Below are 17,954 nucleotides of genomic sequence, written 5' to 3'. Positions count from 1 at the left end.
ATGAGTCGTCATGCTGTCGTTACAGGTGCAAGTTCCGGAATAGGACAAGCGATTGCCGAAACGTTGCTCTCTTCAGGGTGGAAAGTTACCGGATTAAGCCGCACTAAAGTTGAACATGAGAACCCGAACTTTGTCAGTCAGACTGTAGATTTGTTCGATACCAATAACTTAATTCACTGCTTGGAAAACTTACCTCCGGTCGATGCGGTTATTCACGCGGCAGGCAAAATGGTTGCAGCGCCGTTAGGTCAACTAAACATTGAAGAAAGTCAGTCTATTTGGCACCTTCATGTTCACGTGGCAGAAATATTAGCTAATCACTTCGCACCTAAATTGGAACAGGGTGGTCGGATTGTGATTATCGGCAGTCGCACTTCGAAAGGCGTTGCTGGCCGTTCCCAATATGTCGCGACTAAATCAGCGTTGTTTGGCATGGTGCGCAGTTGGGCCGCTGAGTTAGCGCCAAAAGGAGTGACAGCCAACATTATCGCGCCGGGAGCAACGGAAACCCCAATGTTGCTAAACCCTGACCGAAAATCATCTCCACCCAAGCTTCCACCGATGGGGCGTTATATATCTCCGTATGAAGTCGCAGAGTACGTGAAATTTATCCTTTCAGCTCATGCAAGCACTATTACTGGACAGGAACTGGTGATGTGCGGGGGCGCATCTCTGTAGAGTGAGATGATCTTTGCTATCAGTCGTAAACAAAAAGGCCTGTCACTGATTACGACTGGCCTTTGCTTTGTATAATTGATTTATTCGTTTCTGATCGACAGAACTCTAGTCGTGAATAGGCACAACCAGAATGTCGACTGGTGACTTATTTATGAGATGACGAGAGTAGGAGATAAGCTTGCTCCACAAATCCTGATGGTGGCCACAGATCAGTAAGTCGACTTCTTGCTCTTTGATGGTTGTTTCTAGTTTATCAGCCAAATCGCCAGTACCCACAAAGAAATGTTTAAGTGGGTAGTCCATATAGTCGCTGAACGTTTTTAGACACTCCATTGAATGCTCGTTTAGTGGTACATGATCTGGGTTTGCTTTGATATCCACGAGCTCGCGATAAATTTCACCATGAGTACCATCCACATGGATGAATGAAATGTTGGAGTCGAGATAGTTTGCCATTTCTACTGCTCTATCAATCAGCACTGTGCTTTCATCTGCAAGTTCCAGTGCGACAAGAATATGTTTGTATTTCATAACCACGCCCTTAAGTGGATTATATTCACTCTAAGCATAGTATGGCTTGACGAAAAATTGTGTCGACAAGATCGCGAAACCAGTTAAAGGTGTAAAGAAAGATCAATAAAAGTAATGAGTTGGAGTGAATTGTGAGTGTTGACTGATAGCTCACTAATTTTGCTTTCGACGATGTTCTAGTTTTACAACAACAACGCAGCTCGATCTTATTCCTAAAGAGTATGTGACGGTGGTGCTTGACGTCTAAAGTGTCTAGGTATTGAGACAGAAGTTGATGTTTGTCGCTGTGTTTACTCTTAACTAGTAATTAGCAATTGAAAATAGACCGATTTAGAACGGCCAGAGTAGGACTATTTATTACACTGATACTTTTTAAGGACATGTTTCATCAGCGCGTGTCCATTCTATCAATACGATTCAATCTTAGGAGGGAGAATGTCAATTTGGGCAACTGTTTCAAGTCTTTCTTCGCGCTCAACGTCATTGACACCTATGCTATGGAAATTCGGCAGTGCTTTTTAATAACCAGCAACAGCTCTCTGTAGCATAGGTTCAATATAAAAATAATAGGTTTTGTTATGAAAAACCTTTCAAAAATCGTTGTGGCTGGCTCGCTATTAATATGCTCTGCAGCTCAAGCTGCGACGAATTAATTGCTATCTTTCTTTTCTTCTATCGGCTTTTGATATTGATGTTTCAGAATGTACATGCGTATAACGTCTCGATAACCACCATTAATAAAGTACTCTTCGACCAAGTGGCCCTCTTCGATAAAGCCACACTTTTTATATAGGTGGATAGCAATTTCATTTTCTACTGCGACCAGTAGATAAATTTTACGCAGATTGAGAATAGAAAAAGAATAATCTAAAGCGCGGTTGATCATTTCCATCGCGTAGCCTAGGCCTTGGTGTTCGGGTGCAATGATGATCTGAAACTCTGCACTTCGGTGAATGTAGTTGATTTCAATAAGTTCAACTAAGCCGATAACAATACCGTCAGTATCCTCTACGACGAAACGCCTTTCTGCATCGTCATGTATGTGCTTGCGGTAAAGCTCCTCCAGTTCATCATAAGATTCGTAAGGCTCTTCAAACCAGTAAGCCATGATATTGCGGTTGTTATTGAGTTCGTGGATAAAACGAAGGTCTGAGCGTTCTAATGCACGCATTTTAAGGCCTTTAGTCATGATATTTCTCCGGTAAGAGCTGATGTCGCTTCTATTCTTATACCTAAAAATATTAACTGACTATACGAAATTTGGTTACTTGTTTTTTTATGATTTAGTGATGTTTATCTACATCAAAAAATAGAAAATCGATTTGTGAACGAGAACAGAAAAATTAATCTTAACGACAAAAAAGCTGATTAGATAAATGACGCTATTTCTTATTAAATACCTCGCAATGACTCATTGTCTCAATCTGCATAAAGGTGTTGAATATGTTTTCTATCGGTGACGAAGTAGTAGCAACTAAAGGTATTGATCTAGGTAAAATGGTCGTTACAGGCGTAAGCGGCGGCGGTGCCTACACTCACGTAAAAACGGATGGCGCAGCTTTGACTTACCCAACTAAAGATCTGCAGAAAGCATAATTTAATCGGCTTGTTTTGCCGATGTCTGAAATTTTCAGGTGTCGGTGGGAGTAGGGATAAAGGTAGCGCTTTAGGTCGCTACCTTTTTTATTTCGGATTTCCTGGTTGGTTTCAACGCTAGAGGTTTTGGTACTTATATAAAATAAGCTGGCTAATTTGCGCGATGAGTTGTTCTCTTGCCTGTAGAGACAGTTCGGTTTCTGCAACATAGATACTTATATAAACTGGCTTGTGGTTTTCTTTCCAGATGACGGCGTTAAAGCCAAGTGAACCGTTGCCACCAGAACCTGAACGATCTGCGATAGACCAGCCTGAAGGTAAAACTGAACGCATGAGTGAATCAGACACTTTACTGTCTTGCATCCAAATTTTTAATTGAATTCGAGATTCATAAGAGAGCGCATCACCATCGATCAGTGTTTCAAGTGTGTTTACCATGGCGTTAGGTGTCGTCGTGTCATGCTTATCGCCCGGCATAGCTTCGTTGACGATCGGTTCAGCGCTGTCGAGTCTGGTGGCTTTGTCTCCGATGGTACGCAGGAAAAGCATGACCGACTTAGGCCCGCCGATTTCATTCAATACGAGATTCGTCGCCGTGTTATCGTTCATCAACATCGCGGCTTCGCAGGCATGCTCGATACGGACATTCTGCCCAGCCAGTTTATCCATGATGGGAGACCACATCACCATATCGCGTTTTTCTACAGTCGCGGTGGCATTTTTTTTGAGGATACCGGTATCCATCTCACTCAGCATGGTTGCGCAAGCTAACGTCTTAACGGTTCCTACCAGAGGAAATCTTTCGTCGCCACGATAAGCCCAATGTTTGTCGGTCTGAGTATCCCAGACGGCGATGCCTATGCGACCAGTGATCTGTTGCTCAAGAAGAGAAATATCTTCATGTAATTTAGAGGCGTGACTTAAAGGTGAGCAGACCATTAGCGCAATCAAAAAAAGTATCTTTCTCATGGGTGATTATCTTTATTTATTTTTCTGGCTCGCATTGAGGTGAAATCAACTCAGACTATAGCGATGGAGTGGACTATGAACTGTTAAATCCCGGTTGGTTTTCTGTAGAATTCTGCTCAAATAAAGCGTTTTACTAAGCTTTACCGTTATTGACGTTGTTTTACGTAGGTTGCACTAAACTAAAGTTGTCACCAGTGGCGGAGTAGTGAAAATGAAAACAGTACGGAATTCTATATATGTTGTGATTGCAGTCGTATCTGTTCTGTGGTTTATGAGCGAAACACAACTGCTGTCATCGACACAATTTTTTTATTGGCGCTCAGCGTTGATTCAATATTCTGGTGTGATAGCACTTGGTTTAATGTCCATTGCCATGTTGTTAGCGTTGCGATTGCCGGTTATAGAGCGCTGGGTGAATGGTATGGATAAAGCCTATCGAGCTCATAAGTGGTTGGGTATTTCCGGTGTGAGTTTAGCTATTGTGCATTGGCTTTTGTATCAAGTACCTAAATGGTTAGTCGAGTCCGGAATCCTAGAAAAGCCCCTTAAGCATACTGGGGAAGGGCCTGCCGGACATAACTTAACAGGATTGGAACAATGGATAGTGGATCTGCGCGATGTGGGACTTAGTCTCGGGGAGTGGGGATTTTATCTTCTATTAGTTTTATTCGGTATTTCACTTTGGGGCGTGGTGAAATACAAACCGTTCAAAGTGTCACATCGATTGATGGCCGCTGTCTATTTGATGATTGCGGTTCACTCTGTGTTGTTGATCAAGCGAGCCTATTGGGGGGAGCCGATTTTCTATATTTCTATCGCATTCGCCTTAATTGGCAGCGCTGCGGCTTTCTATAGCTTATTGGGTTTGGTTGGTCGAATGAACCGCCACAGCATGAAAGTGAAATCGACGCGCTTTTTCCCTCAAGCTCGTGTTATGGAGTTGGTAGTTACCCCAACGGACTCTTGGCAGGGGCATAAAGCAGGACAATTCGCTTATGTACGATTTGGTAATGAAGATCCGCATCCGTTTACGATTGCATCGGCTAATGGTGAACCTGAGCTACGATTTTTAATCAAAGAGCTTGGGGATTTTACAACTGGCTTGTTCGAGCGAATAGAAGCAGGGGATGAGGTCACTTTGGAAGGACCTTATGGCCGTTTAGAGTTTGACGTCAGCAAACCTCAAATCTGGATTGCTGGTGGGGTTGGTATTGCGGTTTTCTTTGCGATACTTGCTTCATTAAAACAGCGCAGATCACATCAGCCAGTGCATCTATTCTATTGTGCTCGAGGATTGGATAGCCATTTAGTGGATGAGTTGTGGCATTACGCTCATCACGCTGAGGTTGAGTTAAGTGTTATTGATACTCAGGTTTCGACGAGACTGAACGCAAAACGCATCGTTAAGCAGTGTGGGGATTTGGCAGACTATGAACTTTATTTCTGTGGGCCTGAGGCGTTTTCCGACACATTGAAACAGCAATTGGCTGAGTATCAATTCGATATCGAACATCACTATCATGAAGAGTTGTTCGTAATGAGATAATCACACCAAAAAAGGAGCGAAAATCCGCTCCTTTTGTTTAATAGAATATTACTTTGTTGCAGGTTCTAACTTCACTTTTTTCACCATGCCAGCTTCCGCGTGGCTAGGGATGTTGCACGCAAACTCGACATTGTTGTCGCCGTGGAAGTGCCATAAAAGTTGCTTAGCTTTGCCTGGTTCAACCGTTACGGCATTATCTGAATCATGCATGTGATTGCCAGACATGTTTTTCATCATTTCACGATGCTCTAGCTGCTCTTTGGCTGAACCAATTGTGAACTCATGATTCATTTTACCCGTGTTCATCACCACAAACTGGACAACGTCATTGGGTTCGATCTGCACTTCTTTTTTAAAGGTGATTTTCATGTCGTCACTCAAAATAACATGCACGACTTTATCCGGTTTTGCTCCGTTTGCAGGCATGCCTACGGCAGACGTGGCTACCATGCCTCCCATACTGGAATGATCCATGTTTGAGTGGTCCATAGGCATATTTTCACTTTGCATATGTTCCATAGGCATAGAGTCATGCTCCATGTTGTCATGATTTATGGTTGAATTATCCATCTGAGCAAATACGCAGCCAGAAGCAAAAGTTAGAGCAAGAGTAATCAGTGTCTTTTTCATATCGGTTTCCTTTATCGTCAATGAGGTAATGCGCTATGGACATTGGTACCATAGCGCTTTATGTTTATTTCTCTGTGTTTTTGTTAGGTTTTACTTCACGCTGTTTCCAGAGCATAAAAATAGCTGGCAGTACCAGTAGGGTTAGCACTAAGGCTGATGCCATACCACCGATCATTGGGGCAGCAATACGTTGCATTACCTGTGAGCCTGTCCCTTCGCCATACATGATTGGAATCAGACCAATAATGACGGTGAGTACGGTCATCATCACCGGACGCACACGTAGACCGGCTCCTTCACGTATTGCATTAGTCAGATCATCTAAGCGCAGTGGCTGGCGTTTTTCTTCTGCATCCAGTTTTTTGTGGTGCCATGCTTGGTTAAGGTAAACCAACATAATGACCCCAATTTCAACAGCGACACCTGCGAGGGCAATAAAGCCAACCCCTACCGCAATGGAGAAGTTGTAACTGAGGCTGTACATTAACCACAAGCCACCCACCATCGCCAATGGCAGCGTCAGCATGATGATCAAGACTTCTCCGATGCGACGGAAACTGAAGTAGAGCAACATCATGATGATCACCAAGGTAATCGGCACGACCACGCTGAGTCGGTCTTTCGCGCGTTCCATGTACTCATATTGACCCGACCAAGCGATAGAATAGCCAATAGGTAAAATTAGCTGATCCGCGACGGCTTGCTGCGCTTCAATCACGTATGAACCAAGATCTCGTCCGTCGATATCAACAAACACCCAGCCATTTGGACGCGCATTTTCTGTTTTGATCATCGGAGGACCATCTTCGTAACGGATATCCGCTACATCAGCGAGCGCGATACGAGCGCCGTTTGGTGTTACCAGCGGCAGGTTCTGCAGTTTAACTACTGAATCACGGTAGTCTTGCGGATAACGCACGTTAATCGGATAGCGTTCCAGACCTTCGATAGTTTCACCGACATTCATGCCTCCCACTGCTGTGGAAATCACCTGTTGAACATCTTTGATATTCAGACCGTAACGCGCAGCGACACGGCGTTTGATATCAATGGTGACGTAGCGACCGCCAGCAACACGCTCAGCGTAAACCGATGAGGTGCCAGAGACGTTATTAAGAATTGGCTCTATTTGCGCACCAATTTTCTCGATCTCTTTCAGGTCAGGACCGGCGATTTTTATCCCGATAGGGGTTTTGATGCCGGTTGCCAGCATGTCGATACGAGTTTTAATTGGCATAACCCAGGCGTTGGTTAATCCAGGGAATTGCACCAGCTGGTCAAACTCTTTGCGCAAAGACTCTGTTGTCACGCCTTCACGCCATTCTTCACGTGGTTTAAATTGAATAACCGTTTCGATCATCGTCAGCGGGGCAGGGTCGGTTGCCGTATCAGCACGACCAATTTTGCCCCAAACCGTTTTCACTTCCGGTACGGTTTTGATCAACTTATTGGTTTGTTGGAGTAATTCACGTGCTTTACCGATAGATATACCCGGATAGGTGGTCGGCATATACATCAAATCGCCTTCATCCAGAGGCGGAATGAATTCACTGCCCAGTTTGCTGGTTGGGTAGTAAGCTGATGCCATTAGTCCAAGAGCCAGCACGATCATCGCCTTCGGATACTTCAAACTCAGGTTGAGCAGTGGGCGATAAAGTGCCACCAAGCTGCGGTTGACCGGGTTTTTGTGTTCAGGAAGTACCTTACCGCGAATAAAGTAACCCATTAAAACCGGCACTAGCGTGATAGCCAAAGCCGCCGCCGAGGCCATCGCGTACGTTTTAGTAAAGGCGAGAGGCGAGAACATTTTTCCTTCTTGCCCTTCCAGCGCGAACACCGGAACAAAGCTCAATGTGATGATTAGGAGCGAGAAGAATAGGGGAGCCCCCACTTCTTCGGCTGCTTTACCAATTACCTGCCAACGGTTTTTGTCAGTAAGCGGCGTCCGTTCGATATGTTTGTGGACGTTTTCTATCATCACAATCGCGCCGTCCACCATCGCCCCGATGGCAATAGCTATCCCACCGAGAGACATGATGTTGGCATTAATGCCTTGATAGTGCATCACGATAAAGGCAGCCAAAATACCTACTGGCAAGCTAAGCGCAATGACTAACGACGAACGAATATGGAACAAGAACAAAGCACAAACAATCGCTACCACGATGAACTCTTCGGCGAGTTTTTTCCATAGGTTGTCTACCGCTGCGTTGATCAACGTTGAGCGCTCGTAAGTTGATACGATTTCTACGCCATCAGGCAGGCTTCGCTGCAAATCATCCAGCTTCTCTTTGACCTTACTGATGACTTCACTGGCATTTTCACCGTAGCGCATCACAATCACGCCACCGACGGCTTCCCCTTCACCGTTTAGCTCAGAAATACCGCGACGCATTTGTGGACCGATATTGATGTCTGCAATGTCTCCAAGTAGGAGCGGCGTACCTTTGTCGGTCACTTTGATTGGCAGAGACTCAATGTCTTCGATGCTGGTTAAGTAGCCAGTCGTGCGAACCATGTGTTCCGCTTCTGCCACTTCCACAACGGACGCACCCGTTTCCTGGTTACCGTTCTGGATAGCCATGTTGACTTGCTGCAGCGTGAGGTTGTAGGCGCGCAGTTTGGCCGGGTCGATCTGGACTTGGTATTGTTTGACCATCCCGCCAACAGTTGCGACCTCAGAAACCCCATCAACCGTTTGAAGTTCGTACTTTAAGAACCAGTCCTGAAAACTACGAAGTTCAGCAAGGTCGTGTTGCCCTGTTTTGTCTTGCAGAACATAGCTGTAAACCCAGCCTACACCTGTCGCGTCCGGACCTAGCGTCGGTTTTGCACTTGGTGGCAACTTAGGAGCTACCTGACTTAAGTATTCTAAAACGCGAGATCTCGCCCAGTACATGTCGGTATCATCATTGAAAATGATATAAACATACGAATCGCCGAAGAAAGAATAGCCACGAACGGTTTCTGCGCCCGGAACCGCTAACATCGCGGTAGTCAGAGGATAAGTGACTTGATCCTCCACAACTTGTGGTGCTTGTCCTGGGTAGCTGGTTTTAATGATCACCTGAACATCAGAAAGATCGGGAATAGCATCAACAGGTGTATTCTTTACGCTGTAAAGCCCCGATAGCACAACCACTAAGGTGGCGATTAACACCATAAAGCGATTGTTGATAGACCAACGGATAATTGCTCCAATCATAGTTAGCCCTCAATCGCTTCGAGTTGTTTTAATACGTAGTCAGTACCTTGCTTTTCGATTAGAAACCGAACTTTTTGGCCTTCCTTGAAACCAGATAGGCTGACTTCGTCACCGACTGTGAAGTTCATTTCACCAGCGTCCCAGTTCCATTCTGCAACAGGCATGTGATTTAACGTGATCATGCCAAAGTCTGCCATGAGCATGCTGATGTCTCCAGTTAGCCATACATCGGTAGCAACGACACTGCCATCTGCTTTGTAATCAATAATTTCGTATTGGCCTGAATCTGTTTTTTGCATTTCAAATTCGATGTTTTGACCTTTTTGCAGATCACCCATTTCTACGCCATCGGCAAAGGTAAAGTTCATCACCATGCCTGGCCAATCCCATTCCGGAACTGGTTGGTGATTGATGGTGAGCATGCGATGGTCTTTCATCACATCGGTAATTTCTCCTTTCGCCCAAGCCGTTTCTGCAGCAGACTTTTGCGGAGCTGAAATACGAGAAAGATCGGCCGTTTGGCTTGATTCTGAGTCCAGCATAAAGTGCGCGGAGGTAACAATACGATCTTCTCGGCTTAGGCCTTCTAATACCTCGGTTTTGTCATCGGCTTCGCGTCCGACTTTGATTCGGGTAGAGCGGTACTTTCCGTTGCCTTCGGCAAGGACAACTCGGGTCATACCGCCAGAGCGAATAACGGAAGACTTAGGAATAGTCAGTACGGCATCGTCACTTACAGGCTGTAGCGCAATGTTGGCAAACATGTTCGGTTTCAGTTCACCATTAGGATTCGGGAACTTGAGACGCACACGCAGGGTTCGGGTTTTTGGATCAAGAATTGGGTAGACGTAATCAACCGTACCTTGCCAGTTTTTACCCGGAATCGAATCTAACGTCATAGTTGCATTGCTACCAGCTTTCATCCAATGAGCCTGACGCTCAAACACTTCTGCATCGACCCAAACATTCTCCAGTGGACCAGCGCTAATCACGGCTTGAGCAGGTGATAAGTAACCGCCTTCACGCACATTTAAGCTGGCGATGATGCCATCTTCTGGGGCTTTGACTGCTATGGTTTGGGAGGCTTTACCGCGCTTTATAATGGCTTGGATTTGTGAGCGATCGACACCGAGTGTCACCAGACGCTCAGTTGCGCCTTTGACTAAACCACTGCGGCCTGTACGATAGGCGTTGAGCAGCTCTTCCTGAGCTTTAACCAGTTCAGGCGAGTAGAGTGTGAATAGCACGTCACCTTTACTTACTTTTTCACCAACGGCGTTGATGTAGAGCTTTTCAACCCAACCAGCAACACGAACGTTGGTTTGCCATAATTTACTCTCATCGAAGGCAATGTAACCAACGGTTTCAATACGCGGTGATAATTTCTCTAACGAAACTTGAGCGGTTTTAACCCCAAGATTGTTCTCGACAGAAGGGTCAATGGTGACCGTGCCAGGCTTATCTTGTGCTCCGGTGAGATCTTCAGCATAGACTGGGATTAAATCCATCCCCATTGGTGATTTTCCCGGTTTATCGCGCTTGTAATTAGGATCCATTGGGGCGACCCAGTACAGCGGATCGTTTGAGCTATTTGACGCACTATCCTCAGCTGCCATTAGTTCATGATTGGCACTCAGATTTAAATGGCTGATACCAAAGCCTAAGGCTCCACCTACTATTAAAGCGATAGTTGCGATTTTGATAGAATTCGAACTCATTGTTACTTCCTTAATTCCGGTGCTGATACTTGATATTCAAAACCACCCAGTAAAGTTGCCAAGTTGCTATTGACGATATTTAAATCAGTGATCAAACGTTGTTGCTCAAGCTGCAGAGCCAGCTCATCGGTACTGGCCAAAATCACATCGTTGAATTGCGCGGTGTTATTTTGGTACCCCCGTTCTACTGCGCGAATCCGAGCTTTGACCTGAGGAAGTAAAGTGGTTTGATAACGCTCCAGGCGTTGGGTTAAGTTGCTGCGGTCGACCAAAAGCGTGTTCACTTTGGCGTTCATTTGTGTCAGTAATGTATCTTTCTGTGAGCGCGCGGCTCCTACTTGATACTGCGCCGCTGCGAGGTTTTTATCTTGGCGATTGCCAGTGAATAGCGGAATATCCATCGTTAAATACGCACTCACTAAATCTGAAGCCGGCTCGCCTTTCATGTTGTTTGACTGGCGATAGGCATAGGCAACTTCGACACCAAACTGCGGACTATAAGCCTGCTCGGCAATCTCAACCTGAGTTTCATTAGTTGAAATGCTGACATCGGCCATTTTCACCATTGGGTGCTGGCTAAGTCGTTGATAGTGCTGCGTAGAATCAGCCCCTGAGGAGAGGGTCTGATTCAGGTTATTCCAGTTAAGTTGGTTGCTGGCTTGTAGCGATGGAGTAGCTTGTTGAGCATTATTAATCAACCAGTCAGAGCCTAACCATTCAGAAAGCTGGGCTACTAAACGTCGCTGCATTTGAGCATTAGCCTGTAACTTTTCATCCAGCTTGCTTACTTGCAGTTGTGCGTTAAGAAGGTCCTGAGCTTCGCTTTTGCCAATTGAGTAATTGGTTTGGATGAAGTTTTCCATTTCCTTCATCAAGCGGCGGTTTTCCAACATGATCTGTTCAGCTTGCTGCTGGTAGCCAAGCTCAAGCCAGAGTTGAGTCATGTTGTTCGCTATATCCAGCTCTCTTGCATGCACTTGCAGAGATAAACCAACCGCTTGTTGATTGGCTTTCTTTTGTTGCAGATCGAGGGTGGAACCGCGTTCAAATTGCTGCATCAGACCGACGGAGATATTAGTCATCGGGTCTTCGTCGAACTTGAAACTGTCGACAGGTAAGCCGCCAACACCGATTTTCAATTTCGGGTCCATCAGCGTCGCGTTTGCCACGCCTGTTTCGCGCATGGCTTCTGATTGAGCGAAGAACTGTTTACGGTTTCCATCGTTTTCAAGTGCAATATTAATCAGCTTTGCCAACTCTTGGGTGGACTGTGCCTGAGACACTTCGCCCACTTTTTCATGCGATGACGTTTGTGCCATGACATTGAATGTCGGTGAGGCGATCAGGACTAGTGAGCCAATTGAGGCCACTAAGTGATTTGGGGTGAATTCCATCGTTTTCATCCAAATTAATACCAGACTTGCTCGTAAACGCACAAATAGTGTGAATAGATGCGAAAGCCGGTGATTGCCGGACGTTTGGAAGATGTCATTACTCTTGCTCTTTCACGATACAGCTAAACTGAGATCGTAAGGAGTCAATTAGGTACGTTGACCAATCGTCGGGCGCAGTTAAACAACCTGCCAGATTCAGCAGGATCGAATGCTTTGAATGAATTAAACGATAGGAGGTCGGTAGAGGTCGTGACTGACCTGTACGACAGGGTCATTGCTCTCGATATTGAAGGTAGCTCGATAGGCTAACGGAGAGAGTTGGTTTTCTGGAACGGGTAATGAGACAAAAACAAACGAGCAGGATGTCGTGCAGCAGTTATGAACCATACCCGAGCTGTCGGCACAGCTCATCGGTATGTCGGAAGAGGCTGAGCTATGAGACATCGCCAGGCTCATCTCCATACTGTGGGAGCCACAGTGTTCGTCTTGTTTAGCTATTGTCTGATCTGACATCATTTTAAGGTTCATAAGTGGTGCACTGTTTACCACGCTTGATACCAAAAGGATCAGCGTTGTCAGCATAGTTAACCAAATTGTATGCGAGGATTTAAGGTGCATACGCGTTCCAGTAAAAATGAATGTATCTCGTTAATAACCCTTGGAGAATAAAGGTTACCCCAGGGGTAAAGTCAATAGTTAATATTTGACAATAAAAATGTAGTTAGTGAGCATTTTGTCACATGAACTTCCCGCTTGAGGATTTATCCTTAATTTATGTGAGGGTTAATAACTGGCACAGGGTAGCGTATGATCGAAATTATTATCGACGGGAAGTATCGAATTGTAGAAGAAGGCCTGACTCTTCTTGAAGCGGCAAAAGTATGTGGGGTAGAAATCCCGTCGCTTTGCGGAATGAACAAAAGTAACGAGAAAGTGCCATGTGACTTATGTGTCGTTGAGATAGAAAGTGGTGGTACGAAACGAGCGTGTGAGCTCGAAGTCTATCGAGGGCTTAACGCCGTTACCCAGTCAGAGCAACTCAGTGAACACCGAAGAAAAGCCCTTAACCGAATTATGACGGACCATTACGCTGACTGCGAAGCTCCGTGTAAAACGGCTTGTCCCGCTGGTGTCGATATTCAGTCTTACCTCTACCATATCTCACAGAATGATCACCAAAAAGCGATTGAAGTGATCAAAAAAACGCTGCCAATGCCGTTATCTATCGGACGTGTTTGTCCGGCCTTTTGTGAAAGCGAATGCCGCCGCTCTTTAGTCGATGAGCCTATTGCCATTCGTCAACTTAAGCGTCACGCGGCAGACACCGATTTGGCTTCTTATGACGCTTACGTGCCGGATAAAAAACCGACCAAGAACCTTAGAGTCGCGGTGGTAGGAAGTGGCCCGGGGGGGTTAACCACCGGCTATTATCTTTCTAACGAAGGCTATGACGTTACGGTCTTTGAGTCGATGCCGAAAGCGGGTGGGTGGCTGCGCTATGGCATTCCGGAATATCGCCTGCCAAAAGACATTCTGGATAAAGAAATCGAATTGATGTGTCGCAATGGCATGCAAATCGAAACTAATACAAAGCTTGGCGTTGATTTTACGCTTTCCCAACTAAGTGAAGATTATGACGCAGTGTGTTTGGCTGTCGGCGCATCTCAAGCGGTGGAGATGACCTATCCGGGGAGTGACCTAGACGGTTGCTACCTAGGGGTAGATTACCTTAAAGACTACGTGACCGAACAACGCTATGTGACAGGCAAAAAAGTGGCGGTTATTGGTGGTGGTAACACCGCGATCGATTGTGCCCGAACGGCGCGACGAGCAGGGGCTGATACAACACTGATTTACCGTCGGACTCGAGACGAAATGCCTGCAGAAGACTACGAAATTGTTGAAGCAGAACACGAAGGTGTGAAGTTCCACTTTCTGACCAATCCTGCGGAAAATTTAGCTGATAAAAGCGGACGCGTTCATGCCGTTCGTTTAGAACGAATGGCCTTGGGGCCGCCAGATTCATCAGGTCGTCGCAGCCCAAAACCGACAGGGGAGTTCTTCATCGAAGCATTTGATACGGTGATCGCTGCCGTGTCTCAGAAACCAGATTTAAGTTTTTTAGACAACGATGCGTTGTCGATTCCCGTAACTCGTTGGAACACTTCGGAATCTGACGCGCAAACCATGCATACCGGTACGGGAAATATTTTCAGTATTGGCGATTTCCGCCGCGGCCCTGCGACAGCGGTAGAAGCGGTTGGAGATGGACGAGTTGCCGCAAAAGCGATTGATCTGTTCTTGAATGGTGACATGGCAGATATGCCAACACCTGCTTTTAACTCTCGTAAAGAGCAAAAACTATCGCAAGTTGATCCGCTTCACTTTGAAAATATCCAAAAAGTCGCTCGTACGATCATGCCGGAATTAACCCCGGAACAACGTGAACAGAGTTTTGCTGAAGTTGAGCTCGGATTTGATAATGAAGAGGCCATGAAAGAAGCGGCGCGTTGCCTTGAATGTGGCTGTCAGGCGAACACCGACTGTGCCTTGCGAGATTATTCAACAGAATATCAAGTTGAACAGAGATTTGAGGATGCGTTACAAGCTAAAGCAACTAATGTCGTCGATCATCAAGGGTGGCTTGACCTGCGAGCAAAAGATCTTCGCCATAAATACGAAGTCGACCGCAGTTCGGAATTTATTGAATTCGATGCCAACCGCTGTATCAGTTGTGGTCAGTGTATTCAGGCATGTCGGGAGCAAGCCGTTCATGGCGTGCTCAGCTTTCTGAGCGATGCTAATGGCCGTCCGGCTCTGAGACCGGATGATCGACCTCGATTCCGCTCAGAAAAAAAAGGGAACAAGCCTAGTGGGTTAACACTGATGAGCGACTCAAAGTGCGTGCAGTGTGGTGCTTGTGTGCAAGCGTGTCCAACGGGAGCAATGGTAGATAGCCGTGATCGATCACAAGGCCGAACCGAGGATTTGAAGGCCGTTGATACTATCTGTACCTACTGTGGGGTCGGTTGTAAGTTAACCATGTTTGTCGACGAGGCCGAGAATAAAATTCGCTATGTCGAAGGTGCTGAATCACCGGTTAACCAAGGTATGTTGTGCGTAAAAGGGCGCTTTGGTTTTGATTTCATTGGCAGCGAAGAGCGATTAACCACGCCACTTATTCGTAAAGATGGATGGCTGCAACCAGCGAGTTGGGAAGAAGCAATTCAATTAGTTGCGTCTAAGTTTGTGTCTATTAAGCAAGACTTTGGCAGCAATGCGCTGGCGGGTTTCTCGTCGGCAAAAACCACTAACGAAGACAATTACGCGTTTCAGAAATTCATTCGCCGCGAACTCGGTACCAATAACGTCGACCATTGCGCGAGACTTTGTCATGCATCAAGCGTCACCGGGCTGGAAGCCTCATTAGGCAGTGGGGCAATGACGAATGATATTCCGAGTATCAAACACTCGGATGTGATTTTTATTATTGGTTCAGACACCACTTCTGCCCATCCAATCATCGCATCTCATATCAAGCAAGCCATTCGTCATCACGGTGCACGCCTGGTGGTGGCTGATCCAAAACGTGTCGATATCGTTGAGCATGCAGAGCTTTACTTAGCACATCGTCCGGGGACGGATGTCATGCTACTCAATGGTGTAATGCAGCTGATTATTAAGAATGGCTGGTTTGACCAGGAGTACATTGAAGAACGCGTCGATGGCTTTGATACCTTGCTTCAAGAAGTGATGTCACCTGCTTACAACCTAGACAAAGTTGAACTAGTCACGGGTGTGAAAGCCGACGATATTTTCGCCATGGCACGTATGATCGGGACTGCCAAGCGTACGGCTGTGTATTATTCGATGGGAATTACGCAGCATACCACCGGACATGATAACGTTCGTTCGATTGCTAACCTGCAACTGTTGTGTGGCAACATTGGTATCGAAGGTGGCGGCATCAATCCACTACGCGGCCAATCAAATGTGCAAGGGGCGTGTGATATGGGCGCATTACCGAATTGCTATCCGGGCTACCAAAAAGTGTATAACCCAATGGTACGACAAAAGTTTGCTATAGAATGGAATGCGCCCGATTTATCGGCAGAGCAAGGGTTAACTCTGACTGAAATTATTGATGCCGCATGCAAACGAGACGTTCGTGGTATGTACATCATGGGTGAAAACCCTGTATTGAGTGACCCAAACCAAGCGCATGTCATTGAAGGCTTGGAGGCACTGGATTTCTTGGTTGTACAGGATATCTTCCTTACTGAAACGGCTCAGTATGCCGATGTGATTCTGCCTTCTTGCTCATTTGCTGAAAAATCTGGCCATTTCACTAACACCGAGCGTCGGGTACAACGTGTGAATGCTGTTGTTACCGCTCCAGGAGAGGCCAAAGAGGATTGGTGGATCATTCAAGAGCTGGCTAACGCGATGGGTAGTGACTGGAATTATCACTGTGTGTCTGAAATCACCAGCGAAATTGCTCGTGTGACACCTCAGTATGCGGGCTTACGTTGGGACGCTATCACGCCAAATGGTGTGCAATGGCCGAGCAATAAGAATAACCCGAACGGTACGCGAATCATGCACCAAACCCAGTTTACTCGCGGCAAAGGGCAAATGGTGGGTATTCCATTCCGTTACGCGGCTGAACTTCCAGATGACGAGTATCCTCTGGTACTGACAACGGGGCGTGTGTTGGAGCAGTTCCATACCGGGACCATGACGCGAAAAACGAAAGGGTTGGATAATCTTGCAGGACCGAGAGCTATGATCAGCGTCGAAGATGCCGAGGCTTTGGGGATCAGCAATGGTCAGCGCCTGAAAATATCGACACGTCGTGGTCATATCGAAATTGATGCGTTTGTAACCAAGAGAATGCAAAAAGGGGTGGTGTTTATTCCTTTCCACTTTGTTGAATCGCCAGTTAACCGCTTAACCACTACGGCAACGGATCCGCATGCGAAAATTCCGGAATTTAAGGTTGCGGCGGTAAAAGTTGAAATAGTAGAACCCGTTAAGGCTGAGAGCTTAGCTACCGAACATGTACATTCGAATTAGGCAGACACGATAAAACGGGCTTGGCATTGAGTCTGGAAAAGAAAAGGGCAGGAATCATAATATGATCCCTGCCCTTTTTTGTTATGTTTCTCGGAGTGAGATTGTCAGAGAATTGACTGTTTCTGACGGCCCTCTGTTATTCAGGCAAGTTCTATAACCTAAAATTTGCTGAGCTCCTATACTCAGACTACAACGTTGAGTTTTTATAACAACAAGAGGCACTTGCATGACAAGAACAACCTCATTAGCAGTCGTTTTTTTATTGATGTGCGCATATTTTGGCTATAACCGATTTTATGTTTACCCAAAGCAGTTGGAATCCCAGGCAGAATCAATGTTGCTAAAGATGGCAAATCGAGAAGAATGGCTTGATGCGTTCGAGGTGATGAACCGAGTTGATGCGCACAAAGGTTACTTAGAGCTTGCAGCACAAATCAAATCTTCCGATGGTAATCGAGCCTATAGTGAAGGCTTTATTACCTACAGCGACCGGCAAGGCATGGTCTGCAAAGAAGTTGTGTTTGATTTTAAGATTGACTCTTTAAATAACTACACGATTTCTCAAATACGTGACTGCTCTATGGGCGAGTACTATTAAACGATGCACTGCG

13 protein-coding genes are annotated in these 17,954 nt (G+C 46.0%); 5 read left to right on the top strand and 8 right to left on the bottom strand.

Annotated features, from left to right (window positions below; all coding sequences use genetic code 11):
• Nucleotides 1-678: an SDR family oxidoreductase gene (locus OO774_RS16100; protein ID WP_264907411.1), complete on the top strand. Its 678-nt coding sequence runs from the start codon at nucleotides 1-3 to the stop codon at nucleotides 676-678.
• Between the two features lie 105 nt (nucleotides 679-783).
• Here the strand turns inward: OO774_RS16100 and OO774_RS16095 are convergent, their stop codons facing one another.
• On the bottom strand, nucleotides 784-1,209 hold the full coding sequence (locus OO774_RS16095) for a universal stress protein (protein WP_264907410.1): 426 nt from the start codon (nucleotides 1,207-1,209) through the stop codon (nucleotides 784-786).
• A gap of 649 nt (nucleotides 1,210-1,858) precedes the next feature.
• Complete coding sequence (gene speG / locus OO774_RS16090; RefSeq protein ID WP_264907409.1) at nucleotides 1,859-2,398, bottom strand: spermidine N1-acetyltransferase; 540 nt, start codon at nucleotides 2,396-2,398, stop codon at nucleotides 1,859-1,861.
• 254 nt (nucleotides 2,399-2,652) lie between these two features.
• Between speG and OO774_RS16085 the strand changes: the two genes are divergently transcribed.
• Nucleotides 2,653-2,805: a hypothetical protein gene (locus tag OO774_RS16085; RefSeq protein ID WP_264907407.1), complete on the top strand. Its 153-nt coding sequence runs from the start codon at nucleotides 2,653-2,655 to the stop codon at nucleotides 2,803-2,805.
• Between the two features lie 117 nt (nucleotides 2,806-2,922).
• On the opposite strand, the gene blaCARB is transcribed toward OO774_RS16085, so the two are convergent.
• A complete protein-coding gene (gene blaCARB, locus OO774_RS16080) occupies nucleotides 2,923-3,774 on the bottom strand; it encodes a CARB/PSE/RTG family carbenicillin-hydrolyzing class A beta-lactamase (RefSeq protein WP_264907405.1) in 852 nt (283 codons plus the stop codon).
• A gap of 211 nt (nucleotides 3,775-3,985) precedes the next feature.
• Between blaCARB and OO774_RS16075 the strand changes: the two genes are divergently transcribed.
• Complete coding sequence (locus tag OO774_RS16075; RefSeq protein ID WP_264907403.1) at nucleotides 3,986-5,320, top strand: ferric reductase-like transmembrane domain-containing protein; 1,335 nt, start codon at nucleotides 3,986-3,988, stop codon at nucleotides 5,318-5,320.
• Nucleotides 5,321-5,368: 48 nt separating this feature from the next.
• On the opposite strand, the gene OO774_RS16070 is transcribed toward OO774_RS16075, so the two are convergent.
• From OO774_RS16070 to OO774_RS16050, 5 genes are all read right to left on the bottom strand, one after another.
• Entirely contained in the window at nucleotides 5,369-5,950 is a 582-nt protein-coding gene (locus OO774_RS16070) for a copper-binding protein (RefSeq protein ID WP_264907401.1), read from the bottom strand.
• A gap of 64 nt (nucleotides 5,951-6,014) precedes the next feature.
• Nucleotides 6,015-9,155: an efflux RND transporter permease subunit gene (locus OO774_RS16065; protein WP_264907400.1), complete on the bottom strand. Its 3,141-nt coding sequence runs from the start codon at nucleotides 9,153-9,155 to the stop codon at nucleotides 6,015-6,017.
• Nucleotides 9,156-9,157: 2 nt separating this feature from the next.
• Nucleotides 9,158-10,873 (bottom strand): efflux RND transporter periplasmic adaptor subunit, encoded by a 1,716-nt coding sequence (locus OO774_RS16060; protein WP_264907399.1) that lies wholly within the window; start codon nucleotides 10,871-10,873, stop codon nucleotides 9,158-9,160.
• A gap of 2 nt (nucleotides 10,874-10,875) precedes the next feature.
• Nucleotides 10,876-12,267, bottom strand: a complete 1,392-nt coding sequence (locus tag OO774_RS16055) for a TolC family protein (RefSeq protein ID WP_264907397.1) — start codon at nucleotides 12,265-12,267, stop codon at nucleotides 10,876-10,878.
• Between the two features lie 222 nt (nucleotides 12,268-12,489).
• Nucleotides 12,490-12,885 (bottom strand): hypothetical protein, encoded by a 396-nt coding sequence (locus OO774_RS16050; protein WP_264907396.1) that lies wholly within the window; start codon nucleotides 12,883-12,885, stop codon nucleotides 12,490-12,492.
• A 189-nt stretch (nucleotides 12,886-13,074) separates the two neighbouring features.
• On the opposite strand from OO774_RS16050, the gene fdhF reads away from it, so the two are divergent.
• Nucleotides 13,075-17,343, top strand: coding sequence for a formate dehydrogenase subunit alpha (fdhF, locus tag OO774_RS16045; protein ID WP_264907394.1), 4,269 nt, complete (start codon nucleotides 13,075-13,077; stop codon nucleotides 17,341-17,343).
• Nucleotides 17,344-17,569: 226 nt separating this feature from the next.
• Nucleotides 17,570-17,941 (top strand): hypothetical protein, encoded by a 372-nt coding sequence (locus tag OO774_RS16040; RefSeq protein WP_014234677.1) that lies wholly within the window; start codon nucleotides 17,570-17,572, stop codon nucleotides 17,939-17,941.
• Nucleotides 17,942-17,954: the final 13 nt, after the last annotated feature.

It is taken from the genome of Vibrio sp. STUT-A11, from assembly GCF_026000435.1.
Taxonomy (GTDB): Bacteria; Pseudomonadota; Gammaproteobacteria; order Enterobacterales; family Vibrionaceae; genus Vibrio.
Note: the sequence above shows the minus strand (reverse complement) of the source record. Positions and strands in the feature narration are given on the sequence as shown.

What these genes read in the sequence shown, in the direction of transcription:
- OO774_RS16095 (WP_264907410.1), bottom strand. Translation starts at nt 1,209, where the DNA reads ATGAAATACAAACATATTCTTGTCGCACTGGAACTTGCAGATGAAAGC.
- OO774_RS16085 (WP_264907407.1), top strand. Translation starts at nt 2,653, where the DNA reads ATGTTTTCTATCGGTGACGAAGTAGTAGCAACTAAAGGTATTGATCTA.
- OO774_RS16100 (WP_264907411.1), top strand. Translation starts at nt 1, where the DNA reads ATGAGTCGTCATGCTGTCGTTACAGGTGCAAGTTCCGGAATAGGACAA.
- OO774_RS16050 (WP_264907396.1), bottom strand. Translation starts at nt 12,885, where the DNA reads ATGCACCTTAAATCCTCGCATACAATTTGGTTAACTATGCTGACAACG.
- blaCARB (WP_264907405.1), bottom strand. Translation starts at nt 3,774, where the DNA reads ATGAGAAAGATACTTTTTTTGATTGCGCTAATGGTCTGCTCACCTTTA.
- OO774_RS16075 (WP_264907403.1), top strand. Translation starts at nt 3,986, where the DNA reads ATGAAAACAGTACGGAATTCTATATATGTTGTGATTGCAGTCGTATCT.
- speG (WP_264907409.1), bottom strand. Translation starts at nt 2,398, where the DNA reads ATGACTAAAGGCCTTAAAATGCGTGCATTAGAACGCTCAGACCTTCGT.
- fdhF (WP_264907394.1), top strand. Translation starts at nt 13,075, where the DNA reads ATGATCGAAATTATTATCGACGGGAAGTATCGAATTGTAGAAGAAGGC.
- OO774_RS16060 (WP_264907399.1), bottom strand. Translation starts at nt 10,873, where the DNA reads ATGAGTTCGAATTCTATCAAAATCGCAACTATCGCTTTAATAGTAGGT.
- OO774_RS16070 (WP_264907401.1), bottom strand. Translation starts at nt 5,950, where the DNA reads ATGAAAAAGACACTGATTACTCTTGCTCTAACTTTTGCTTCTGGCTGC.
- OO774_RS16065 (WP_264907400.1), bottom strand. Translation starts at nt 9,155, where the DNA reads ATGATTGGAGCAATTATCCGTTGGTCTATCAACAATCGCTTTATGGTG.
- OO774_RS16040 (WP_014234677.1), top strand. Translation starts at nt 17,570, where the DNA reads ATGACAAGAACAACCTCATTAGCAGTCGTTTTTTTATTGATGTGCGCA.
- OO774_RS16055 (WP_264907397.1), bottom strand. Translation starts at nt 12,267, where the DNA reads ATGGAATTCACCCCAAATCACTTAGTGGCCTCAATTGGCTCACTAGTC.